The sequence below is a fragment of the Spirosoma arcticum genome, from assembly GCF_054779955.1.
Window position 1 is genome coordinate 37,244 of record NZ_BAAGXG010000003.1, and the last position, 23,598, is coordinate 60,841.

The 23,598-nt window shown below is 52.9% G+C and carries 16 protein-coding genes; 8 read left to right on the forward strand and 8 right to left on the reverse strand.

The window, feature by feature from the left end; all coding sequences use genetic code 11:
• The first annotated feature begins 72 nt into the window (after positions 1–72).
• Together ACYVHB_RS07430 and ACYVHB_RS07435 are read left to right on the forward strand one after the other, a co-directional pair.
• Positions 73–4,011 carry a hydantoinase B/oxoprolinase family protein gene (locus ACYVHB_RS07430; RefSeq protein WP_461051068.1) on the forward strand — a complete coding sequence of 1,313 codons (3,939 nt, stop codon included), beginning with the start codon at positions 73–75 and terminating at the stop codon, positions 4,009–4,011.
• 65 nt (positions 4,012–4,076) lie between these two features.
• Positions 4,077–4,883 (forward strand): bacteriorhodopsin, encoded by an 807-nt coding sequence (locus tag ACYVHB_RS07435; RefSeq protein WP_461051069.1) that lies wholly within the window; start codon positions 4,077–4,079, stop codon positions 4,881–4,883.
• Between the two features lie 99 nt (positions 4,884–4,982).
• Here ACYVHB_RS07435 and ACYVHB_RS07440 read toward each other — a convergent pair whose 3' ends face one another.
• Positions 4,983–5,912 (reverse strand): bestrophin family protein, encoded by a 930-nt coding sequence (locus ACYVHB_RS07440; protein ID WP_461051070.1) that lies wholly within the window; start codon positions 5,910–5,912, stop codon positions 4,983–4,985.
• Positions 5,913–6,125: 213 nt separating this feature from the next.
• Between ACYVHB_RS07440 and ACYVHB_RS07445 the strand changes: the two genes are divergently transcribed.
• Positions 6,126–7,817 carry a fatty acid--CoA ligase gene (locus tag ACYVHB_RS07445; RefSeq protein WP_461051071.1) on the forward strand — a complete coding sequence of 564 codons (1,692 nt, stop codon included), beginning with the start codon at positions 6,126–6,128 and terminating at the stop codon, positions 7,815–7,817.
• A gap of 69 nt (positions 7,818–7,886) precedes the next feature.
• Positions 7,887–8,378, forward strand: coding sequence for a metallophosphoesterase family protein (locus ACYVHB_RS07450; RefSeq protein ID WP_461051072.1), 492 nt, complete (start codon positions 7,887–7,889; stop codon positions 8,376–8,378).
• Between the two features lie 84 nt (positions 8,379–8,462).
• Here ACYVHB_RS07450 and ftsH read toward each other — a convergent pair whose 3' ends face one another.
• On the reverse strand, positions 8,463–10,481 hold the full coding sequence (gene ftsH, locus ACYVHB_RS07455; protein ID WP_461051073.1) for an ATP-dependent zinc metalloprotease FtsH: 2,019 nt from the start codon (positions 10,479–10,481) through the stop codon (positions 8,463–8,465).
• A gap of 127 nt (positions 10,482–10,608) precedes the next feature.
• Complete coding sequence (gene rsfS / locus ACYVHB_RS07460; RefSeq protein ID WP_461051074.1) at positions 10,609–11,007, reverse strand: ribosome silencing factor; 399 nt, start codon at positions 11,005–11,007, stop codon at positions 10,609–10,611.
• 111 nt (positions 11,008–11,118) lie between these two features.
• Here rsfS and ACYVHB_RS07465 point away from each other — a divergent pair, with 111 nt between their 5' ends.
• Positions 11,119–11,901 (forward strand): biotin--[acetyl-CoA-carboxylase] ligase, encoded by a 783-nt coding sequence (locus ACYVHB_RS07465; protein ID WP_461051075.1) that lies wholly within the window; start codon positions 11,119–11,121, stop codon positions 11,899–11,901.
• 42 nt (positions 11,902–11,943) lie between these two features.
• Here ACYVHB_RS07465 and pafA read toward each other — a convergent pair whose 3' ends face one another.
• A complete protein-coding gene (gene pafA / locus ACYVHB_RS07470) occupies positions 11,944–13,608 on the reverse strand; it encodes an alkaline phosphatase PafA (protein ID WP_461051076.1) in 1,665 nt (554 codons plus the stop codon).
• Positions 13,609–13,813: 205 nt separating this feature from the next.
• On the opposite strand from pafA, the gene ACYVHB_RS07475 reads away from it, so the two are divergent.
• A complete protein-coding gene (locus ACYVHB_RS07475; protein ID WP_461051077.1) occupies positions 13,814–14,602 on the forward strand; it encodes a sterol desaturase family protein in 789 nt (262 codons plus the stop codon).
• Between the two features lie 9 nt (positions 14,603–14,611).
• On the opposite strand, the gene ACYVHB_RS07480 is transcribed toward ACYVHB_RS07475, so the two are convergent.
• The gene (locus ACYVHB_RS07480; RefSeq protein WP_461051078.1) at positions 14,612–14,968 is read right to left on the reverse strand and encodes a four helix bundle protein; all 357 of its coding nucleotides are present in this window, start codon (positions 14,966–14,968) and stop codon (positions 14,612–14,614) included.
• 39 nt (positions 14,969–15,007) lie between these two features.
• The gene (locus ACYVHB_RS07485; RefSeq protein WP_461051079.1) at positions 15,008–15,982 is read right to left on the reverse strand and encodes a polyprenyl synthetase family protein; all 975 of its coding nucleotides are present in this window, start codon (positions 15,980–15,982) and stop codon (positions 15,008–15,010) included.
• Positions 15,983–16,240: 258 nt separating this feature from the next.
• Between ACYVHB_RS07485 and ACYVHB_RS07490 the strand changes: the two genes are divergently transcribed.
• The gene (locus ACYVHB_RS07490) at positions 16,241–17,236 is read left to right on the forward strand and encodes a patatin-like phospholipase family protein (RefSeq protein WP_461051080.1); all 996 of its coding nucleotides are present in this window, start codon (positions 16,241–16,243) and stop codon (positions 17,234–17,236) included.
• A gap of 33 nt (positions 17,237–17,269) precedes the next feature.
• On the opposite strand, the gene ACYVHB_RS07495 is transcribed toward ACYVHB_RS07490, so the two are convergent.
• Together ACYVHB_RS07495 and ACYVHB_RS07500 are read right to left on the reverse strand one after the other, a co-directional pair.
• On the reverse strand, positions 17,270–18,454 hold the full coding sequence (locus ACYVHB_RS07495; RefSeq protein WP_461051081.1) for an ATP-binding protein: 1,185 nt from the start codon (positions 18,452–18,454) through the stop codon (positions 17,270–17,272).
• 296 nt (positions 18,455–18,750) lie between these two features.
• Positions 18,751–22,164, reverse strand: a complete 3,414-nt coding sequence (locus ACYVHB_RS07500) for a TonB-dependent receptor (RefSeq protein ID WP_461051082.1) — start codon at positions 22,162–22,164, stop codon at positions 18,751–18,753.
• A gap of 329 nt (positions 22,165–22,493) precedes the next feature.
• On the opposite strand from ACYVHB_RS07500, the gene selD reads away from it, so the two are divergent.
• Positions 22,494–23,543 carry a selenide, water dikinase SelD gene (gene selD / locus ACYVHB_RS07505; protein WP_461051083.1) on the forward strand — a complete coding sequence of 350 codons (1,050 nt, stop codon included), beginning with the start codon at positions 22,494–22,496 and terminating at the stop codon, positions 23,541–23,543.
• The last annotated feature ends 55 nt before the right edge of the window (positions 23,544–23,598 follow it).

Below are 23,598 nucleotides of genomic sequence, written 5' to 3' on the forward strand. Positions count from 1 at the left end.
AATTCAGCGCGTTTGAGTAAACGGTAAACGACCATCAAGCGTACCTTCGCCGTTTTTACCTTGTTTTGTGCCATGACTCATACTGTCTCCGCTGTTGCTGCTGCGCAGTGGCAAATCTGGATCGACACCGGCGGCACCTTTACCGACGGCCTTGCCCGCGACCCCGCCGGGAACCTGCACCGCACAAAAGTGCTCAGCAATAGCCGTTTGCGCGGCCAGTTGATTGATGGCCGCATCATGGCACCCTGGCTGACGGCTCCAATTTTTGATGGCTACACACTGCAGGTGGTTGAGACGGATGAGGTATTCATAGTTGAGTCACTGGCGGCAGATGGAACGTTGGTTGCGGGTAGCCTGCTCACCGACCAGCTACTCACCATCGAACTATTCTCCGGTGAAGAAGCTCCGGTGCTGGCCGCTCGTCTGCTTACGCAAACGCCGTTGAACCAACCCTTTCCAGCAATAGAAATGCGACTCGGCACAACCAAAGGCACCAACGCCCTGCTCGAACGAAAAGGGGGCCGGGTGGCCCTGCTCGTAACAAAAGGCTTTCGGGACTTGTTGGCGATTGGGACGCAGCAACGGCCGAATTTGTTTCAGTTAGCCATACCACCCGCTGAACTACTGCATGACACAGTCCTGGAAGTAGATGAGCGCGTAGCCGCCGATGGGCAAATTCTAACCCCGCTATCCAGCGAAACCACTGCCGAACTAATCCGGCAGCTTCGACAAACCGAACCCGACGCGGTTGCCGTTTCGCTGCTGAACGCCTACCGCAACCCGGCTCACGAACACCAGCTTCTCGACGCACTCAGAACGGCCGGTTTTGAGCTTACTACGGTATCAACGGCTGTTTCGACCACGCCCGGCTACGTGGCCCGCACTCAAACTGCCGTAGTCGATGCGTATCTGACCCCGGTACTGCGCACCTATCTGGCCGACGTTCAGCAACAATTGGGTGGTCGTACGGTGCGAATCATGACCAGTGCCGGTGGTCTAGTCCGGGCCGATCTGTTCCGACCTAAAGACAGTCTGCTCAGTGGTCCGGCGGGGGGTGTAATCGGCGCGGCTGCGGTGGGCAACGGTGCTGACATTCTTACCCTCGACATGGGCGGCACCAGCACCGACGTAGCCCGGATTCAGGAGCGGCCCGATTACCGGTTTTCAACGCCCATTGGGCCGTTTGAGCTACAACTGCCGTCATTGGCTATCGAAACCGTTGCGGCCGGGGGTGGCTCGGTCTGCTGGTTTGAAGAACATGGTGCGACACTCGCCGGTGCGACGTTCGCTGGTTCGACACCCGCCGGTGCAGCATTCGGTCAACTTCGCGTGGGTCCGCACAGTGCAGGAGCCAGTCCCGGCCCGGCGAGTTACGGGGCTGGCGGACCGGGTCAACCGTCGCTGTTAACTATCACAGACGTAAACTTACTGCTGGGCAAGCTGCATCCTAAGCAGTTTGGCATTCCCATCTTTCCGGAGAAAGCACAGGCTGCCCTGGCGGACATTCGTACCCAAATTGAAACCAGAACGGGTACTTGTCCCGATGCGACAGAACTGCTACGGGGTTTTGAGCGGATTGCCAATGAAACGATGGCCGGGGCTATTCGCAAAATTTCCGTTACGCGGGGCTTCGACCCGAAAGAACACAGTTTACTCGCGTTTGGCGGAGCGGGCGGGTTGCACGGCTGCGCCATTGCCCGGCTACTGGGTATGGAGCGAATTATCCTGCCTTTCGACGGGGGCTTACTGAGTGCGTATGGCATTGGTCAGGCACGAATCGAGCGTATGGCATCGCAATCGGTACTGCGCCCACTGGCGGACGTTGAAGTCCAGCTTGCAGAATTAGCGACTAAGTTAGTTGATCAGGCCACTCGCGATTTGCGGCAGGATATTGGTAGCGATGCATCCATAAATAGTGAATCGGTAAACATTTCTCTACGGCTTCAGGGTCAGGAATCTGCCGTTGACATTCCCTTCACCCAGCGTTTAGAGACTGATTTTCGGGAGAAATACCAGCAACGTTACGGCTACTACCCCGAAGACACCAACGGGCAACCGCGCCTTATTGAAGTCGAAAGCATCCGCGTCACCGTCAGCACCGTTGCCGACGAACCACCGGCCAGTGCCCCCCCCGCGAGCCACCGTCATGCCGCTCCTTCGTTTCAAGCGGGGGAGTACCCTGTTTACGACTGGACGGAGTTACGGGAAGGTGACACCTTTCGCGGTCCGGCGCTGCTGCTCAACGCCACTTCCTCGGCCTTCATCGAACCCGGCTGGCGGGTTGTTGTGCAGAACAGCCGGGACGCGGTAGTTGACTATATTGAAGATGTGGAGACCCTTATTTCCCTCACCGACCCCTCTCTCATAGGGAGAGGGGTCGGTGAGGGAAACGAAGTCATTCAACTCGAACTCTTCACCCAGCGTTTCCGGGCTATTGCCGAGGAGATGGGCGCTCAGCTGCAGCGAACGGCATTCTCGACTAACGTGAAAGAGCGGCTCGATTTTTCCTGCGCGCTGCTCGATGCCAACGCCCAATTAGTGGCCAACGCTCCCCACATTCCGGTGCACCTGGGCAGTTTGGGCGTTTGTGCACGGCTCTGTCTGGAAAAACTGCCCCTCGGCCCCGGCAACGTACTCATCACCAATCACCCGAAGTATGGTGGTTCACACTTACCCGACGTAACGCTGCTGCAAGGCGTTTTTACGGACGCAGGCGACTTGATTGGCTACGTCATTAACCGGGCGCACCACGCCGAAATTGGCGGCAAAGTACCCGGCTCAATGCCACCCGACGCCACGTCATTAGTCGAAGAAGGTGTTGTTCTGGAGCCGCAGTACGTCGTGAAAGCAGGCGCGTTTTTGTGGGAACGGGGTACCGATGGCGTTGAGAATGGAGTGAAACACCAGTTTACGAATGCCCCCTACCCCACTCGCTCTCTATCCGAAAACCGTGCCGACATTGAAGCGGCCTTAGCCTCGCTGCGGGCGGGCGAAACGGCGCTGCAAAACCTCGTCCGTCAGCATGGCTTACCAACCGTGCATCACTACATGGCCCGGCTCCAACAGTCCGCCACCGATGCGATTACAGCTGTACTTAATCCACTCGACGGGCGTACGTTCGCGGCCGAAGAATTCCTCGACGACGGCCACACGATCCGGGTCAATATTGCGGTGAATGACGGACGTATCTCAGTTGATTTTAAGGGCACGTCGGGCGTTCACCCGAACAACCTGAACGCTAATAGTTCGATTCTGCACAGCGCCATTCTATATGTGCTACGGCTGTGGTGCGCGACCGATATCCCGCTCAACGAAGGCCTGATGGCCCCGGTTGATATACGCTTGCCGAAATCATCATTTCTCAATCCGATCTTCCCCGACGAGTCGGCCAAGTGTCCCGCTGTTGTTGGGGGCAACACCGAAGTCAGTCAGCGGTTGGTCGATACGCTGTTAAAGGCGTTGAAATTAGCCGCCTGTAGTCAGGGAACAATGAATAATTTTCTGTTTGGCAGTGACGATTCAATGAACCAGATATTTGGCTATTACGAAACCATTGGCGGGGGCGCGGGGGCAACGGTCGGGGCTGATGGCCGTTCAGCGGTGCATCAGCACATGACCAACACCAAACTCACCGACCCCGAAGAACTCGAACGGCGCTACCCCGTCCGGCTCCATCAGTTCGCCATTCGTGAGGGGTCGGGGGGCGCGGGTCACTGGCGCGGGGGCGACGGCATCGTCCGCGAAATTGAGTTTCTGGAACCCGTTCAGGCCACCCTCCTGAGCCAGCATCGCACCGTCGCGCCCTACGGCCTGAACGGGGGCAAACCCGGCGCCGTCGGTCAGCAGACGCTGATTTATGCCGATGGTAGTAAAGAAGATTTGCCGGGCATTTTCACACGGGCGATGGCGGCTGGCGAGCGAATCCGAATCGAAACGCCGGGGGGCGGGGGCGCTGGCAGCAGCATTGATTATGAAGCGGCTGAATTGGTTCAGGACCAAAAAACAAAATAAATAATCACCGGGTTAAGCGCGTAATTCTGGTAGTCAATCCTTATAATTTACCCAAATCTGCGCTTATGGAAACACTGCACATGCCTACGCTACTGTTGCAAGCAGCGGAACTACGTCCGGGGGACGTCGTTGGCTTCACCTTTTTCACGGGCTACATGGCCATGTTTGCCGCTGCCGTGTTTTTCTTCCTGGAACGCTCGCAGGTAGAAGGCCACTGGAAAACGTCGCTCACCGTTTCGGGTCTAATCACCCTGATTGCGTCCGTTCACTATTACTACATGCGCGATCAGTACTTAGCGACCGGCGAGTCGCCGACCGAATTCCGGTACATCGACTGGACGCTGACCGTACCGCTGATGTGCGTTGAGTTCTATTTGCTCATCAAACCTTTTGGTGGGAAGATAAGCACCATGTGGAAACTGATTGCCTACTCGGTGTTCATGCTATTGTTCGGTTACATAGGCGAATCAATCGACAAAAACAACAGCATACTGTGGGGCAGCGTGTCAACGCTGGGCTACCTCGGTATTCTGTACGAAATTTACTTAGGCGACGTCAAGAAAGTTGCGGATGAGTCCAATGACCGCTCCACGCTGAAGGCAGTGTCGCTGTTGCGTTGGTTCGTGCTGGTCGGCTGGGCCATTTACCCAATCGGGTACATGCTGTTGCCGGGCAACCTGCTGGCCGGTCTGAATGTCAACATTGACCTGGTCTACAACGTTGGGGATGCCATTAACAAAATTGGCTTTGGCTTAGTCGTGTATTCAGCCGCCGTCAGCAGTTCGAACGCCCACAAGGAAGAGCCTTATCAGGGACAGGGCACCAGGGATCGGCAGCCAAAACGAGATCTCGACCCCGTCGGCGCACGGTAAGCCAGATTGGAGCAAAAGCAGGCCATTCGGATAGTTTCCGAATGGCCTGCTTTTTTGTTGAATACGTCGCGGGGGGACCACAACACTGACCGATGCAAATTAGTCCACGACCACAAAATCAGGACTGGCGGCCTTTTTCTCTTCCTTGTCTAAAGGCTGGCGCATTACCTCATGCACATCCACCCGAATACGCTGGGCAAGTTGATTCAGAGGCAAATCGTTCCGATCCGTCCCGAACGGCTCTTCGATCTCGACACCGATCATCTCCAGACCAATTAAGAAATAAGCCGTTACCAACATCACCGGAATTGTAACGTAACCGTAGGCTTCAATCAGTGTAAAAGGCAGAATAATTAAATAAACCAGCGTAAAAAACTTGATGAACAGGCTGTATGAGAATGGAATTGGGGTGCTCTTAATGCGTTCGCAGATACCTGACACATCCAGCAATCGGTTGATCTGGTCGTTTAAATTAATCAACTGCGCATCGGATATGATTCGCTCGGCGTATAGGCGCTCAACTCGGCCGCGTAGTTGATTTACCACCTCATTAGGCCAATTACTAACCGACTCAAATTCGTGCTGTTGCCAGTCCTCGGGTAGCTCGAGTTCGGTAATTTGGGGGGTTTCGCGGAGGTGATTTTTCAGTGCAACCCCAAAGTTGCTGATTGTTTTGGCCATGAATACCCGGTCTGCCTGTGCACTTTTGGGTAGTATCGTATTGAACAATACCGACAAATTTCGCGTCGTATTGATTAACACGCCCCACGTACTGCGTCCTTCATAGAAACGATCATAGGCCGTATTCGTACGAAAAATAAGCAGTAAGCTAAGCAGAATACCCAACGCCTGCACGTACTCAGTGGGCGTATTCGCCAGGCGCAGGTCTAAGTAACGCAATTGAATGACCGTAATAACAGTAACGTAGACTATAACGGCACCCAGCCGCTTAAGCAACGATATCGCCGACTCGCTCGTGTGAAAATGCCGGAGTGCGTCGAGCCAGTGTTTTGTTTTATAAATAATCATCAGGACAGTGAATTATTGTTGCGTGAACGTTAAAAAACTACTGGTCAACCGGCTGTACAGAGTAAGTGTTTAGGTAGCTGCGAACGTCCAGCAGCTTGTATCTATTACTGACCTCTAACACATTAGTTGTCTTATGTCAAGACATTATTGTAATTTGTAAACCTAACCGACATACACAATCGTTTTATTAACACGACTATAGTTTTTAGCCACATGATTCAGACGAAACTGATTCCCCGCACGGCCGAAGCCCACGAGCCACCGATGCTCATAAAAACGATGCTGGCCCAGTCACTCAAATACGAGCCGCACCGCGAAATTGTGTACCGCGATCTGTTCCGCATGAACTATGTGGAATTCAACAAACGCGTCCGGCAGTTGGCCAACGTGCTGACGGGGCTGGGTGTTGGGCCGGGCGATACGGTCGCCGTACTCGATTGGGACAGTCACCGCTACCTCGAATGTTTCTTCGCCGTCACCAGCATTGGCGCGGTGTTGCACACGGTTAACATCCGGCTATCGCCCGGCCAGATTCTCTACACCATGAATCACGCGCAGGATAAGGCGGTGCTGATTCACGACGATTTCCTGCCCATCCTGAAGGCAATAAAGGATCAGCTTACGACGGTTGACAAGTACGTCCTGATTTCCGACAAAGTATATACCGATCTCAACGCGGTTGGCGACGTACCGGCCGGTTTTTCGGGTGAATACGAAGCCCTGCTTAAAGGCACGTCGGCAGAGTACGATTTCCCGGACTTTGACGAAAATACGTGGGCCACGACGTTCTACACCACCGGCACCACGGGCAACCCAAAGGGCGTTTACTTCTCCCATCGGCAGTTGTTCATGCACACGATGGGACTGGCTACTTACGTTTGTGGGTATCAGGCGGTGCCATTTTCGGCCATCACGGACGTGTACATGCCCATCACGCCCATGTTCCACGTCCACGCCTGGGGCTTTCCCTTTCTGGCAACTATGCTCTCGGCCAAGCAGGTCTATGCGGGCCGCTATGATCCCGAACTGGTACTGAAACTGCTGCTCAAGGAAGGGGTGACCTTCTCGCACTGCGTACCAACCATCCTGAACATGCTCGTCAACAACCCGGCCGCCCAGCAGTTTAGGGAGCAGTTGAGCCGCTGGAAAGTTATCATCGGCGGTTCGGCTCTGACAAAAGGACTGGCCAAAGGAGCGCTCGATCTGGGTATTGAAGTGTATCAGGGCTATGGCATGTCCGAAACCGCCCCAATCATGTCGCTCACGCAGTTGAACGATACCGAACGGGATTTGCCCATCGACGACCAAATCGAGTTGCGGACCCGCGCCGGACGCATTGCACCATTCATCGAAATGCGGCTCATGGACGACGACGGCAATTTTGTTCCGCACGATGGCCACGCATTGGGCGAGGTGGTGGCGCGGGGGCCGTGGCTCACGCAGGGCTACTACGAAGACGCCGAACGGGGTGCCGAACTCTGGAAAGGCGGCTGGCTCCACACCGGCGACGTAGCCAGCATCACGCCCGACAACTGGGTACTCATTGCCGACCGAACCAAAGATGTTATAAAAACCGGGGGCGAATGGGTGTCGTCCCTCGATATGGAAGACGCGCTATCGCAAATTGAAGGCGTAGCTGAATCGGCCGTTGTTGGCCTGCCCGACGAACGCTGGGGCGAACGGCCACACGCGCTGATCGTGCAGAAGGCGGGTTACGAATTAACAGCCGACGGCATAAAAGCGGGGCTACAGTCGCGGGTGGAGCGGGGCGAACTGCACAAATGGTACGTGCCCGATCGAATTATAATCGTGCCCGAGATTCCGAAAACGAGCGTCGGCAAAATTGATAAGAAGCTCATCCGCTCAACCATGAAAGATCTAATTCTGGGAACAGTAAGCGCGTAATCTAAACACGGAGTCACGGAGAAGACAGAGGAAAATTCCGTGTCCTCCGTGACTCCGTGTTTAAACTATATGACTCGCATTGGCCTGCTTTCCGATACGCATTCGTATCTGGACCCCCAAATTTTCACTTATTTCGACACCTGCGACGAGGTTTGGCACGCGGGCGACGTGGGAGATCTCTCCGTTATGGAGCAACTCAAAGCGTTCCGGCCGCTGCGCATTGTATCGGGCAACATTGACCGGGAGGCCAGCGACCTACCCGGTAGTCAACGGTTTACGCTCGACGGATTAGACGTTTGGATGACGCACATTGGGGGTACACCTCCACGCTACAACCCAGCCGTGCGCATGAACCTTCAACTCAATCCGCCGAGCATCTTCGTTTGTGGACATTCGCATATTCTGAAAGTCGTGCGTGACCCACTCATGAAGAATCTGCTGTTCATCAATCCTGGCGCGGCTGGAAAAACGGGCTTTCACGTTATGCGAACGGCCATCCGCTTTTCGCTCGACGCGGGCCAAATCAAAGATATGCAGGTGATTGAACTGGGCAAAAAGTAAACAGTGCTGGTTAATCATAGACTGATACAAACAAAAAAGGGATTCCCAAATAGGAATCCCTTTTTCTAATCAATGCACTATGACTTATAACGGAATTGATGGTTCGATCTCGGCCGGTTTCGACTCCTTACCTATCTCTTCCTTAACCTCTTCGCTATTTTTATACGCCTGATACACGGTCTCGCGCTCAAACGGACGCTTACCAATCAACCGTACCAGATCATTCTGATACAAGATTTCTTTCTCAAGCAGTTCTTTCGCCAGAATTTCCAACGCATCCCGGTGCTCGGTCAGCATACCTTTCGTGCGAACGTAGGCTACGTCGACAATCTTGCGAACTTCCTGGTCGATCTTTTGGGCCGTCTCTTCCGAGTACGGCTTATTAAAATTGTAGTCCGACTGCTTTGAATCATAGAACGATACATTGCCGATGACGTCGTTCAGGCCGTACATCGTCACCATGCTGTAAGCCAGTTTGGTGATGCGCTCCAGATCACTCAGCGCACCGGTCGACACTTTGCCAAAAATAATATCCTCAGCGGCCCGGCCACCCAGCGCCATGCACATCTCGTCCATGAGCTGCTCGGTGCGGTACAGATACTGCTCGCGCGGCAGGTACTGCGCGTAACCCAATGCAGCTACACCACGTGGCACAATCGACACTTTCACGAGCGGATCGGCAAACTCCAGAAACCAGCCCGCAACGGCGTGACCGGCTTCGTGATAGGCAACGATCTCTTTTTCTTCCGGCGAAATAAGCTTGTTCTTCTTCTCCAAACCACCGATCACCCGGTCCATCGCGTCCTGGAAGTCCTTCATATCCACCGACTCTTTGTCACTACGGGCGGCAATCAGGGCGGCTTCGTTACAAACGTTGGCGATTTCAGCACCGGCAAAGCCGGGCGTCTGAGCCGCTAACTGTTTTGGATCAACGTCGTTCGACAGCTTGATCGGCTTCAGGTGAACCTTGAAAATGGCTTCCCGCCCAATAACATCGGGCTTGTCGATGCTGATTTGCCGGTCGAAGCGGCCGGGCCGTTGCAAAGCCGGGTCCAGTACATCAGGACGGTTGGTTGCCGCGAGGATGATGATACCAGAGTCGGTAGCGAAGCCATCCATCTCCACCAGCAGCGAGTTCAGCGTGTTCTCACGCTCATCGTTGGCACCGGGCATTGAACCCCGTCCGCGCGAACGGCCCACGGCATCAATCTCATCAATGAAGATAATACAGGGCGCTTTTTCTTTTGCCTGCTTGAACAGGTCACGAACCCGTGCTGCACCCACACCAACGAACATCTCCACGAAGTCGGAACCCGACAGCGAGAAGAACGGAACGGCGGCTTCGCCCGCTACGGCTTTCGCCAGCAATGTCTTACCCGTTCCCGGAGGGCCAATCAGCAGCGCACCTTTGGGAATTTTAGCGCCCAGCTTGGTAAACTTGGTCGGATTCTTCAGGTAGTCGACAATCTCTTTGATCTCTTCTTTCGCTTCGTCCAGACCCGCCACATCGTTGAAGGTAATCTTCACTTTGCTGTCAGCGTCGAACAAAGCCGCTTTCGACTTACCGATATTAAAGATCTGGCCACCCGGACCACCCGCTCCCGACATCCGGCCGAGCAGAAAATACATGGCCAGCAACATCACGATCAGGAAGCCCCACGTACTGATTATGCTGCCAAAGTCGCTGCGTTGCTCAAACCGGTATTCAATCTTCTCATTGTCCGGTATTCCCTGCTGTAGCGCGTCAAGGTCCTTTTTGAAGGAATCGGGCGAGGCAACGTTGAAGTAATAATGAGGACCGTGGTTTCCACCAAAGTACGGCTTATCGGCCGTTAGGTTGCGGTACTTGGAACTTTGGGTAGCCTGCTGGGTTAGCGTTATCTCGGCAACCCGATCATTGACCACGACAACCTCAGCCACCTCGCGGTCTTTCATCATCCGCTCAAAACGCTTCTGCGTAATTTCGCGGGTAGCGGAACTCTTGTTAAAAAATGTGATGCCGAGAATAGCGGCAATCAGCACGGCTACGATCCACCCCTGAAAATTGGGCTTGCGCGGCCCACCTCTGGGTGCTAACGGATTTCTATTGTTGTTATCTGACATTTGTTCAGGTTGTACAAACGGATTTAAAGAATAACGTGGTTTTACAAATTAATGTTTCTACAGCCAAACGGTTCGGATAAGCGGTAACTGAAACCCATAAACGGCCCCAAACGCGTGTGTTCAAAACCTATTGGTTCAATGGCACCAGCGTTCCTTCGTCGACATGATGAATTTCGGCATCGCCCCATAATTGTTCGAGGTCGTAGAAAGACCGGCGCTCTTTTTTGAAAACATGAGCGACGACATCGACGTAGTCGAGCAAAATCCACTCCCGGTTGGTTTTACCTTCCCGGTGCCAGGGGTCCTGCTTACTCACTTTGTAAACCTCTTCTTCCACTGAGGTCGAGATGGCGTCAATCTGCGTATCGGAGTTTCCCGAACACAGGACGAAGTAATCACATATTGCGTTTTTTACACGACGCAGGTCCATAACGACGATGTCCTGCGCTTTTTTTTCCTGCATACCCCGAACTACGAAATCACGAATTTGCTCGGCGGTGAATTCACTATTTTTGTTGATTCTCATGCGTTTTGATTAATGGGACACGATCAGCCAATCAGCGGGTACCCTGCCTTGCCGACACGACCTGTCGACGGCACCATTCATTAACTTTCCCCTACTAAACTATACAATCTTTTGTACAAAATCTATCCCAAAACTCTTTTTACCGGGCAAATAATCAAATACCTGCCAAGCTGTCAGTCTACCAACGACGAAGCGGCTAATCTGTTCGCTGAGAACGATCCGGTGGAAGGAACAATTGTCGTAACCGACTATCAAACCGCCGGGCGCGGGCAGCGGGGTAATGCGTGGGAAGCACAGCCGGGTCAGAACCTGATGTTGTCACTTATTCTGAAACCAACATTTCTGCGGGCAACCGATCAGTTCTGGCTCAATATGGCCATTTCGCTCGGCATCACCGACACGCTGCACCCGTTGCTTGGCGACGCGCTGCGTATCAAATGGCCGAACGACATTTACGTCGGCGACCAAAAACTGGGCGGCATTCTGATTGAAAATACCCTGCACGGCTACCACATCGCCTGGTCGGTTGTGGGCGTGGGGCTGAACGTGAACCAAACCGAATTTGCTCACCCAACTGCCACGTCAATGCAACAACAGGCTCCCCTGCCAAACGGCTACGACCTGCCGGGCCTGCTCAGCTCCCTCTGCGAACGCATCGAGCAACGCTATCTACAACTCCGTTCGGGACAAAGTAACGGCCTGAAGACGAACTATTTGGAGTTGCTCTACCGCTACAAAGAAACCCACGCATTTGAGAGCGATGGCCGGACATTCAGGGGAACAATAGTCGGCCTGGACCCATCGGGTCGGCTGTCCATTGCCGAAGCCGGACATGTGCGGCACTTTGGCTTTAAGGAGGTGACGTTTCTGATGGGTGAAAGAGCGAAAGAGTGAATGAGCGAAATGTATTACCGCTGATTTTCGCTCTTCACTCTTTCACTTAATCGCTTCCCCCAACGGGTCGCCGATGCAGCCACTGGGTTCGAGGATGCCGAGCAGCGCTGTTATAGTTGGGGCAATATCGTAGATGTGCGTTCGGCGGAAGGTTTGGCCCGGCCGAACGCCCCAGCCATAAAGCACGAACGGAACGTGGGTATCGTAGGCGTAGCTGGTGCCGTGGGTAGTTCCCTTGGCGCGGCCCTCAAACCAGCCTGCCTGTTGCAGTACGTATAAATCGCCACTCCGGTTGGGAAAATACACATTGCGGAACAGGTCGGCCTGGGCTTCGGGCAAGGCATCGGCGTTCAGGTTGTGCAGGTTCAGCACGTTGACTACCCCCCGCTGTTTCAGCAGCGTTCGTTTAATCAGTTCATAAGCCTCAACCATCGCTACCTTTTTCTCCGCCATCAGGTCGTGGTTGAGGTAGATTTCCTGATTGAAATAGGCCAGTACCCACTGGCCCGGCCCGTAGGCCTTTTCTAAGGCGGTTTTCACCGCATCATTCACTTCACCGTAGCTTTTCACGCCTGCCGGAATGCGGTACTGCTGGGAGAAGGCGGGCACGTCGGCCACGCCATGATCGGCCGACAGAAACGTCAGCCACTGCCCCTTACCAACCGTTGCATCCAACTGCGCAAACAGATCAGCCAACTGCCGGTCCAGCCGGATGTAGTTATCTTCTGTCTCAACGGCGTGTGTACCAAATGAATGACCAATATAATCGGGCGATGAGAAGCTCACGCAGAGCAGGTCCGTCACGTTATCCTGACCCAGTTTTTCCCCTTTGAGAGCGGCCAGCGCAAAATCTTTGGTGAGTTGATCGCCGTAGGGGCTGGTCCGCAGCACTTCGTATTTGGCCCCGCCCGCCTGCACCGCGAACTCGTGCGGAAACACCGGCTTCGCTTCACCGGGCAGCGTCGCTTCGTAGGCTTCGTCGTCGGCGGTACTTTCCGTGTACTGGTTCATGGCCAGCAGCGGTTCCCACTTCTGACCGATAAATTGTTCGGGTAGTTTGCGGGCGTTGAAAGCCTGCACCCAGGCAGGGAGTTCTTTCCCGTAAAATGTACTGCTGATAAAGTTGCCGTCCTTAGAATCGAACCAATAAGCCCCATCAGCCGCGTGACCAGCCGGTAAGATAGCGCCCCGGTCTTTGAGCGCAACGCCCACGACTTTCGCCCGGCCGTCGGTGGCTAACTTGAGCTGGTCGCCAATGGTCGTGACGAGCATATTGCGGGGCGACATTTTACCGGCGGTGCCCGTGTTTCCGAGCGTACTGACGGTCGTATCTTCGGCGCAGTAGACCATTCGGCCGACGTTCCGGTCGTAAAAATCATTCCCAACGATGCCGTTCAGGGCCGGGGCCGAGCCGGTGTAAATGGCCGCATGGCCGGGACCCGTGTAGGTAGCCGCGTAATGATAGTGGTTATTGCGGGCGTTGAATCCACCATCCATCATCCGCCGAAAGCCATTGGTTGTGTATTTGTCGTAGTACCGGTATAGGTAGTCGTACCGCATCTGATCGACCACAATTCCGACCACCAGCTTGGGCCGGTTTTGGGGAGTAGCCGGTCGGGGTGCGGGGGCATTTGTGGTATTTTTGGGTTGGGCAAACGTCGTTACTGTCGCTAACAGCAATAGAAAAGCGGAGGTAGTCAGGCGCATGGAGCCGCTAAGTTGATGGTCGAAAACTACCCGCAAAGCTACGAACAAATCAACCCGGCGACGTACCCCCGTATGTGAACGGTTTGTGAAACAGCCACCTGCATACACTCACCGTTCTACCAGCCCCGGACCGAAACGAATTTTTTTTAACATTGCCGTGTACTTTAAGTTGACTCAGGGACGGCTTCGCTGACCTAACCTATATATGATCCAACTTAATACGCCAGCTTCGTTTTTGCTGACGGCGCTGATTCTGTTCACGGCCATTTTTGGTCGATACGCTCTTTTTTCGTGGAGTTTCTGGTGGCTGTTTAAAGTATCTATGAAAGACCAGTTTGCGCACCGGGCTGTGCAAACCCGCCCCCGCAAGCCCGGTCAGGACCGGCGCGAAATCGGTTGGTCGGCCCTGACGGCTCTCATTTTCACGGCAATTGCACTGGCCGTATTGGTTGCGTATCAGGCGGGCTATACGCAGGTTTACACCGACTTAACTGACTACCCGATTATCTGGTATCCGGCCAGCATTGTCATCGTGCTGTTCATTCACGAGACGTACTACTACTGGCTTCACCGCTGGATGCACCGACCCGGCGTGTACCGCCGGGTTCACCAGACGCACCACGACAGTATCACGACTTCGCCCTGGACTTCTTTTTCGTTTCACCCCCTGGAGAGTACGCTGCAAGCCATTGTCGTTCCGGCACTGACCTTTGTGATGCCGCTGCATGTCTCGGCGATAGGGCTTTTGCTGCTCATCATGACTATTACAAGTGCCATCAACCACCTGAACACGGAGATTTATCCGCGCGACTTCAACCGGCACTGGCTGGGCCGCTGGCTGATTGGGGCCACCCACCACAGCCTGCACCATACGCAGTTCCGGTTCAACTACGGCCTGTATTTCACGTTCTGGGATAAATGGATGAAGACCGAAAGCCCGGACTTTCACCGCCTTTTTGGGGAAAAGACGAAGGGAATGATGAATGATGAATGATGAATGCGCCTACCGGGTGCTTTTGGCCGTTATGATGATGCTGCGAATCAGTTTGAGCAGTTCACCTGCATCCTGATGTATGCTATCAAATTCATTTGATGCCAGATAATCTGTTTCCTTTAATAGTTCAAGCCAGTACATCGTTTCATCAACTTCCTTTTGAGCGATACCCATTTTGTGAATGAAATCGGCTTTGCTCTCAGCGTCGTCCGCTTCACGTACATTGGCTCCAACTGACGTAACCGAGCGAAGCATTTGCTTGCTTAGTACGTATTCCTCCTTGATTTCTGTCAGATATTGGTATAGGCTTATAATACGCACTGCAAATCGAAAACTCTTTTCACGAACTATATTCTCTTTCTTCATTGCACAAGTCCCTCTATTTTATTACTAATCATTCCCTTCTCACTTGCTCCGCTCAATTGTGTACTGCACTAACTGGTGCAGCGACCGGCGGTACGGGGAGTCGGGAAAGGAATCGAGCAGGGTTTGTGCTTCGGCCACGTACGTGTTCATGGCCTCGGTGGCGTAGTCGATACCCCCCGAATTTTTAACGAAAGCGATTACCTCGGCTACTTTTTTTGGATTCTCACTTTCGTTCTTAACGATGTTGATGATCCGGCGTTTCTCCAGAAAGCCCGCTCTGTTCAGTGCATAAATCAGGGGCAGCGTCATCTTTTTCTCTTTGATGTCGATACCCAGCGGCTTGCCAATCTCAGCCGTGCCATAGTCGAACAGGTCGTCTTTTATCTGAAACGCAATCCCAACTTTCTCACCAAACGCGTGCGCCTGTTCGACAGTTGCTTTATCGCTCCCCGCCGATTGCGCCCCCACCGCACAGCAGGAGGCAATGAGCGAAGCCGTTTTCTGACGAATAATCTCGTAATAAACGGTCTCCGTGATGTCTAACCGGCGGGCTTTTTCAATTTGCAGCAATTCGCCTTCGCTCAGTTCACGCACCGCCGTCGACACGATCTGGAGCAGTTCAAAATCACCGTTGTCAATGGATAGCAGCAACCCCCGCGAGAGCAGGTAGTCGCCCACCAGCACGGCAACTTTATTTTTCCAAAGGGCATTGATCGAGAAGAAGCCGCGCCGGTAGTTGGAGTCATCGACCACGTCGTCGTGAACGAGGGTAGCGGTGTGGAGCAGTTCGATAAGCGACGCCCCCCGGTAGGTTGATTCGGTAATTTGACCACACACGCCCGACATCAGAAAAACGAACATCGGCCGAAGTTGCTTGCCCTTCCGCTTCACGATGTAGCTCATAATCTGATCGAGCAGCATAACGTCGCTCTTCATCAAGCCCCGAAATTTTTGCTCAAACAACTCCATTTCAGCAGCAATTGGGGCTTGTATATCGGCAACGGTCAGGGCCATCTTTTCAGTCAGTAAGTTAGTCAGTCGATAAGTTGGTCAGTTAACCAGTCAATGAGTTTATCAATGGCTGACTGATTAACTGACCAACTTACCGACTGACTAACTGAATTTCTGGCAAGTATAGCAAGGAAAGCGCAGACGCCGAAAAAGCCGATCACAAAAGCAATGCAGGCCTACCGGCGGGCCTGATCCGTTTCGTTTTGTTTACTACGTAAAAATTCTCAATTTACCCCAACCTGTCGCACAAACGTCTCCTGTATGGTCAATAACCCAACGCCCCCCGTCCCGCATTCCTCCGATGTTGCCCCCGAGAGCCACCCACCCAAAAAAGCCCTTGTGCTCGGTGGCGGCTCACTAAAAGGGGCGTTTCAGGCGGGGGCCGTCATGGCGCTGTTCGAGTCAGGATTTGTACCGAATCAACTCTACGGCATTTCGGTGGGCAGCCTGAACGCTACGTTTCTGGCCAACGAAGCCGCTCGTCAGCAGGCCGAAACCGGGCAGGTAGATTGGGTAAAAGTAGGGAAATACCTCATCGAGTTCTGGATTCGGAACATTACCAAACCCGGCGACGTAGCCGTGCTTCGGTCGCGGTTCAGAATGGGCTACAACACGCTCATGAGTCGCTTCAATGGGTTATTAGACAACTCCCCTATACAAAATCTTATCCGCCAGAACGTTGATCTGGAAGCCCTCAAAACCGGCCCCGTAACGCTCAAAGTGGGCGCGGTCGACATCATCGAAGGCGACATGCGTTATGCCGATGCCCACGATCCCCACTTTCTGGATTACATTTTCGCCAGCAGTTCACTGCCGTTTCTGATGCCCGCCGTCCAGATTGGGGGCGACCACCGCCGGGCATTTTTAGACGGTGGTTTGCGCGAGGTAGCTCCGTTGCGGGTAGCCATTGAAGATGGCGCGGGCGAAATTGCCTGCGTTGCCTGCCATTCCAAACGGATTTACAACGAGAAGTTCAACTACCACAACCTGCTCAATCTCGCCGACCGGGTGAAAGACATCACTGTCAATCAATTGGTTAACAACGACATTGCCTGGGCCGAACGCTTTGCCGAGCGCGAACAACTCCACGGCCGCCACCTGCACCTGACCATCATACGCCCCACCGATCCGCTTACCCTCAACCTAATGAAATTTACCTCCGACGATATTGGCCGGGTAATCGTGCAGGGCTATCAGGCCGGAACCGACGTGGTGAAACTGAGACAGGCCGATGGCAAGGCGGCTGTGCTGCCGTAGACGTTGTGTCAACGCAGGTCAGCGAAAGCACGATTAAGTCGATTGGTCGTGCTTGTCAAATTCAGCTAAAGTCTGCCAGGTTATTACCTGCGCTTTAGTTCGCTGTTGCGGCTGCTCGCCCCCATAGACCAGATACGGCTTCACAACTTCGGTTACGTGAGGTAACTGAGCGTAAAAATCCAGTCCGTCGAAGAAAGATGGATTAATCGTTTGGCCTGATTTAATCTCTACCGCCCGTTGTACCATTCCTTCATCGGACAACAGGTCAATTTCGTGCCCTGTGCTATCGCGCCAAAAGTAAAATGAAGGTTTTTCGCCGATGTTTAATTTATTTTTGGTTAGTTCATTGATAATCAGATTTTCAAACAGAGCACCCCGCAGAAAATGCGTTTGTAACTGTTCGGTTGAGCGAATGCCGAGCAGCGAACAGGCTAACCCGGTATCGTAAAAATAAAGCTTGGGCGACTTGACAATTCGCTTGTTGTAGTTGCGAAAATAGGGTTGCAGCCGGTAAGCGATAAAGCTGGTTTCGAGCACCGATACCCAACGGGCAACCGTCTTGGCATCCAACCCTAATTCCAAACCAAGTTGAGCGAAGTTTACTAACTGACCGATTCGGCTGGCACAGCTAACCAGGAAAGCTTGGAACTGACTTGTATCCTGCACATTGACAATCTGCCGTACATCGCGCTCAACGTAGGTAGTCAGGTAGTTCGGATAAAAATCAGCCGGGTTTAGCTGTTGCTGATACAGCCGGGGATAGCTGCCCTGCCACAAGTAATCAGCCCAAGCTTCGACCTCGCAGTCAGTTCCCCGAATCTCGTTCAGCGCAAAGGGCAACAGGGTGAACACGGCCACTCGTCCCGCCAGCGACTGGGTGATTTGCTCCAACAGAAGAAAATTCTGCGAACCACTCAGAATATATTCTCCCGGCTGATTGCGCAAGTCGGTGTAATATTGCAGATACGGAAATAAACCCGGCACAGCCTGCACCTCGTCTAAAATCACACCGTTCTTATACGTCTCCAAAAATCGCCGGGGGTCCTGCTCGGCAAATTGCCGGTTATCGGGTAACTCCATGTTCAGATACGTATAATCTGGACACATTAACCGACACAAGGTAGTTTTGCCTGACTGACGAGGCCCGTTAATGGTCAAAATTGGATACTTTGCTAATAATTCTTTCGCCTTCCCTGCTAACAGTCTGTCAATCATCATTTTTACAGATCAGGAATATAATTCCCGATCTGTAAAAATAAGCTATTTTTAACTGATTGGACAGTATTTCTTTAGCTCATCAAGAGTAAATCGTCGGCTAAAGTTGTCATCGTTCTGTTTCAAAAACATCGGCCGGGTAATCGTGCAGGGCTACCAGGCCGGGACCGACGTGGTGAAATTGAGGCAGGCCGATGGCAAGTCGGCTGTGCTACCGTAGTTCATTTATATCTGCCTTTAACCAAAAAAGCCCCGATCATAGTTGACCGGGGCTTTTTTGGCATGAAAACCTTTTTCTCTTAATTGAAGATGTAGCGCAGACCAAGTTGCGCCTGCCAGCGGTTAGCAATAGCCGAACCCGCCTGAAAAGTACTTGTACGGGGCGTTCTAGCGGCCGCATCAAGGTATGGGAACTGGAATACTGGACGACCAGTAGCAGTTGCTCCTGTATTGTCATAACCTACAAAGGTGATAGGCGTGACCGTCGTAGCGAACTGCGCATTACCATATTCCGAGTTAATTAGGTTGGCTGCGTTGAATACATCGAGCGATACTTGGAACGCGTGACGGGTATTACCCAGATTTAGTGAGAACTCCTGTAGCACCTTCAGGTCTATGCGGCTAACAAACGGTGTCATACCACCATTACGCTCAACGTATTGACCGCGACGTGTACTTAAATACGGGTCCTGCTCAATGAAATTGTTCAGATCTCTGTACTGATCTGCTCGTGAGTACGTGACAACAGTGGCCGCACCGGTGCCTGTCGTGATATCACGTAGTTGGATATCGCTCTCATTACGCGGCACGAAGATTAGATCATTCTGATTCTGAGCGTCACCGTTTAGGTCGCCGGCGTACGCGTATGAGATGCGGTTACCCGATGCGCCGTTATAGAACAGAGAGATGGTTGTGGCTGCGCGTTTGTTGAGGTACTCGAGCCGGTAAGCAGCTACACCAATAATCCGGTGAGGTGTTAAAAAGCCGGAATACGAAAGCACGTTAGCGTTAGGATCGCCGGAGATAGAGCGGTCACGCCAGATCGACTGAGCAATCGAACCACCGTCGTTTACCGAACGCGAATCCGTGTACGAGTAGGCCGCCTTCATGTAGAACCCATTGGCAAACTGCTTCTGAATCTCGGCCGTCAGGTTATAGGAATAACCTAAGTTCGTGTTGCGCATCAGAATGGCATCCGAAATATTCGGATTAGCCGCCGAAACCGCCGTTGCCGACGTCACGCCACCCTGCCCAGCCTGACCATAAATCCGGTTGAGTTGAGTTGCCGGGAAACCAGCCGCGTTGTTACTGTAATAAATGGGCCGGTTGTCGCCACCGTCCGAACTGCGCAGATTTTGCGTCGAAACGGGCAGATTGACGTTCTGGTGGTAAACCGCGTTTATATCCTTCGTATAGATACCTTCCAGCGTTAAAATATAGCCGTTTCCTAAGTTGCGGTCAATTCCCAAGTTAGCCCGGAACACCTGCGGAAACTTAAAATTCTGATCGGTGATAGCAATGTTATACGACGTATTGGCAGGAGCACCCACGGGCCGATACGCGTTCACGTCCGGGTTGAAATTACGGGCCGGAATAGCGGTTGTCGAACCTGGATTGTTAATCAGCGATGAGCCGAAAAGAACCCCGTTGTTGCTGGCCTGATTAGATACCCATACGTAAGGCACACGACCCGTGAAAATACCGGCACCACCCCGCACCTGCGTAATTTTATCATCTCTCACGTCCCAGTTGAAACCAACACGGGGTGAAAATAATAGCGACGTTTTCTGAAACTGCGATGTATTCAGTCGTACGCCTTCGCGGAAACCAGTCAGGGCTGCTAAGTTGGTGTTTTGTTGAATTTCAGTTGGTACCGATGGAATATCAGCCCGCAAACCGATGGTAAACTTCAGATTTCGGCGGGCCTGAAGTTCGTCCTGTACGTAAAAACCGTATTGAGCGGCTTTGATTTCGGCAAACGGAAAGCTACCGTCTGGTAGGGCTGAGTACTGAATCTGATAGCGGGTCGGATTGGCAATTGCCGTACCACCGGCAATTGGTCGTTGAGTGGCGTTGCTGATGAACGCATCAACGCTGGCAAACTGGAACTGACCATTGTAGTTCGGCGCAAACCCATTTTTGAACGAATAGAATTCGTTGTACGTCCCGATGGTGAATGTGTTCTTACCGGCGAAAATGGTAAAGTTGTCCGAAATCTGGAATACGTTCGAATTTAGAATGTTGTTAGCTGTGAACGGCTCAAAGCCGAAAGCCGTCAACTGCTGACCTGATCCATTACCAATATCCACCAGAGGGAACGTTTGTGGCAAGTAAGGTGTCTCGCGTTCATCCCGGAAAGCCGAATAACCAACCTGAAGCGTGTTAGCAAATCGGCTACCAAACGTACTGTTCAATTCGCCGATAACCGACTGTAGGTTGTTGTTGATCCGATAGAACGAAGCTAAATAAGGTAGTGCTGTAGCGTTTGGCCCACGTCCCTGCGGTAAAGCGCCCGATGTTGACGGCACAATATCAGCGTAAGAGGTCAGAAAGTTATACTTAACGTTCAGCTTATGATTTTGGGAAATGTTCCAGTCGAGCCGGGCTGTTCCCTTGTCACTATTTGATGGTAGCGTGTATCCCTCGTATGGCCCCGGATCGAAGCCGTACTGCTGCTGGATGAACGTCGATAAACGATCAAGATCAGCGGCTGAAGCTCTCGACACGTTCGTTCCGGTCAGGCCGGGCCGCGCAGCAAGAAAGTTGCCTGGTACACCATCATTCCGGCGTTCACGCTCGTAGTTGACAAACAAGAACAGTTTGTTTTTGATAATCGGACCACCCAGCCGGAAACCAACGTTGTTCAGGTTGAAGGCATTAAGCGGTTGCTCAACCCCGTCTATCTTCTTACCCACGAAGGTTTGATCACGTACATAGTAGTAGACAGACCCTTGAACTTTGTTGGATCCACTACGGGTCACTGCGTTGATACCCGCGCCAGTAAAAGCACCTTGGCGAACATCGTAGGGAGCAATCGTCACCTGTATTTGGTCAATAGCATCAATCGAGATGGGCTGCGCGCCAGCCTGACCACCAACCGTTGATGACAGACCAAATGCATTGTTGAATAAGGCACCGTCTACCGTAAAGTTATTATACCCGCTATTTCGACCGGCAAAGCTCAAGCCATTAGCGCGAGCATCAAGGCGTGTGAAGTCAGCGAATGAGCGGTTCAACGTTGGCAGTGTTGTAATCTGCGTGTTACTGATACCAGTTGCAGCTCCTGTGCGGTTCGTGTTGATAACCGAACTCCGCGATGCCGTTATAAGAACCTCTTCTAATTGCTTGCCCGCTTCAGCCAGCCGGACATTGGCGTTGGCCGAAGTGCCGAGGTTAGCAAACAAATTCTCAACCTTTTGCTCCGTGTAACCAACGTAACTGATAGTCAATGTGTAGGGACCACCAATACGAACGGCGGGAAAATTGTACTGTCCCTCTACATTAGTGGTTGTTCCGTACTGCGTTCCCGACGGTGTGTGAATAGCCACAACCGTAGCACCGGGTAATCCTTGGTTTTTATCGTCGGCAACAACTCCGCTTATCGATGAAGTAGTTACCCCCTGCGCCATTGCCCCGCTCCCCATGAGCACGACCAATAGCAAACTGCCGAACAGCATTAGAGCCACCCGTACTTGCAGTAATTTTTTAGACATAGAAGTGTTTGATTTGGTTAGTATTCGTGATACGCGCATTCGGTTAAGCAAGCTTTCGATTCGGCCGCAAAGATGGGATAATTTTCTGGTGGTGACAACGGTGCTGATCTTTAAAAAGTACTACCATAGATTAGCTTATCGTCATTTTTCGCGGAATAGGTCAAATTCAGGCCCTTTCTGTTCTATTCCTCAATGTTATGTTTTTGTTAAGCCCGCAAAGAGGTTTGGGCACTGCTCAATCACCAGTCGAACCATTAACTGGGTTCGTGCGTAATTCTGCCAACGGTCTGCGCCAACCAATGACGTTAGCGCCTTAGTTTTGCCCCAATATGACAACCGAAACAACTGCCATCAAGCTTACGCAATACAGCCACGGAGCGGGTTGCGGCTGCAAAATCTCGCCCAAAATCTTAGATAAAATTCTGCATACGAATGCAACGGCGTTCCAGCCGCGCTACGAAAGCCTGCTCGTTGGCAACGACTCGCGCGACGATGCAGCCGTGATGGACCTTGGCAATGGTGAGGCCATTATCAGCACCACCGATTTTTTTATGCCCATCGTCGACGATGCCTTCGACTTTGGACGCATCGCGTCGGCCAATGCCATCAGCGACGTGTATGCGATGGGGGGCGAGCCCATTATGGCCATCGCCATTCTGGGCTGGCCATTGGATAAACTCTCCCCCGAAGTAGCCGGGCAGGTGCTCGAAGGGTCCCGCGCCATCTGCCGCGAAGCCGGAATCCCGCTCGCCGGGGGCCACAGTATTGACTCCCCTGAACCAATTTTTGGCTTAGCCGTGACGGGGCGCGTTCGGCTCGATCACCTGAAGCAGAACAACACCGCTACGGAAGGTTGTCGCCTATATCTGACCAAGCCGCTGGGTGTTGGCATTCTGACAACGGCCCAGAAAAAAGGGATCCTGAAACCCGAACACGCCGACATTGCTCCGGCGCAAATGGCACAACTGAACCGCTTTGGGACCGTTCTGGGCAAGTTGCCTTACGTCAAAGCGTTAACCGACGTAACGGGCTTCGGGCTGCTGGGTCACCTCACCGAAATGGCGGAGGGGTCGGGTCTGAGCGCCGTGATCTACTACGACGACGTGCCCAAACTATCCGTTGTCGATGAGTACTTAGCGCAGAAGAGTTTCCCCGGCGGCACGGTGCGCAACTGGGACAGCTACGGGCACAAAATCAGCGACCTGACCGAAACCCAGCGCTACGTGCTGGCCGATCCGCAAACGTCCGGCGGGCTGCTCATCGCCGTGGAGCCGCACGGCACCGCCGAATTTGAGCGGGTGGCTGGGGAAAATGGCTTCGCATTACAATCATTCGGCGAACTGGTTGAGCAGCGGCAAAAAGTAGTGTACGTAAATTAATGAGTGAAAGAGCGAATGAGTGCTACGTGATGCGTCAGCCGGGATGTCGGACCAC

Excerpts from the sequence above, each read along its gene's own strand:
- ACYVHB_RS07430 (WP_461051068.1), top strand. The coding sequence starts at position 73 with ATGACTCATACTGTCTCCGCTGTTGCTGCTGCGCAGTGGCAAATCTGG.
- ACYVHB_RS07435 (WP_461051069.1), top strand. The coding sequence starts at position 4,077 with ATGGAAACACTGCACATGCCTACGCTACTGTTGCAAGCAGCGGAACTA.
- ACYVHB_RS07440 (WP_461051070.1), bottom strand. The coding sequence starts at position 5,912 with ATGATTATTTATAAAACAAAACACTGGCTCGACGCACTCCGGCATTTT.
- ACYVHB_RS07445 (WP_461051071.1), top strand. The coding sequence starts at position 6,126 with ATGATTCAGACGAAACTGATTCCCCGCACGGCCGAAGCCCACGAGCCA.
- ACYVHB_RS07450 (WP_461051072.1), top strand. The coding sequence starts at position 7,887 with ATGACTCGCATTGGCCTGCTTTCCGATACGCATTCGTATCTGGACCCC.
- ftsH (WP_461051073.1), bottom strand. The coding sequence starts at position 10,481 with ATGTCAGATAACAACAATAGAAATCCGTTAGCACCCAGAGGTGGGCCG.
- rsfS (WP_461051074.1), bottom strand. The coding sequence starts at position 11,007 with ATGAGAATCAACAAAAATAGTGAATTCACCGCCGAGCAAATTCGTGAT.
- pafA (WP_461051076.1), bottom strand. The coding sequence starts at position 13,608 with ATGCGCCTGACTACCTCCGCTTTTCTATTGCTGTTAGCGACAGTAACG.
- ACYVHB_RS07475 (WP_461051077.1), top strand. The coding sequence starts at position 13,814 with ATGATCCAACTTAATACGCCAGCTTCGTTTTTGCTGACGGCGCTGATT.
- ACYVHB_RS07480 (WP_461051078.1), bottom strand. The coding sequence starts at position 14,968 with ATGAAGAAAGAGAATATAGTTCGTGAAAAGAGTTTTCGATTTGCAGTG.
- ACYVHB_RS07485 (WP_461051079.1), bottom strand. The coding sequence starts at position 15,982 with ATGGCCCTGACCGTTGCCGATATACAAGCCCCAATTGCTGCTGAAATG.
- ACYVHB_RS07490 (WP_461051080.1), top strand. The coding sequence starts at position 16,241 with ATGGTCAATAACCCAACGCCCCCCGTCCCGCATTCCTCCGATGTTGCC.
- ACYVHB_RS07495 (WP_461051081.1), bottom strand. The coding sequence starts at position 18,454 with ATGATGATTGACAGACTGTTAGCAGGGAAGGCGAAAGAATTATTAGCA.
- ACYVHB_RS07500 (WP_461051082.1), bottom strand. The coding sequence starts at position 22,164 with ATGTCTAAAAAATTACTGCAAGTACGGGTGGCTCTAATGCTGTTCGGC.
- selD (WP_461051083.1), top strand. The coding sequence starts at position 22,494 with ATGACAACCGAAACAACTGCCATCAAGCTTACGCAATACAGCCACGGA.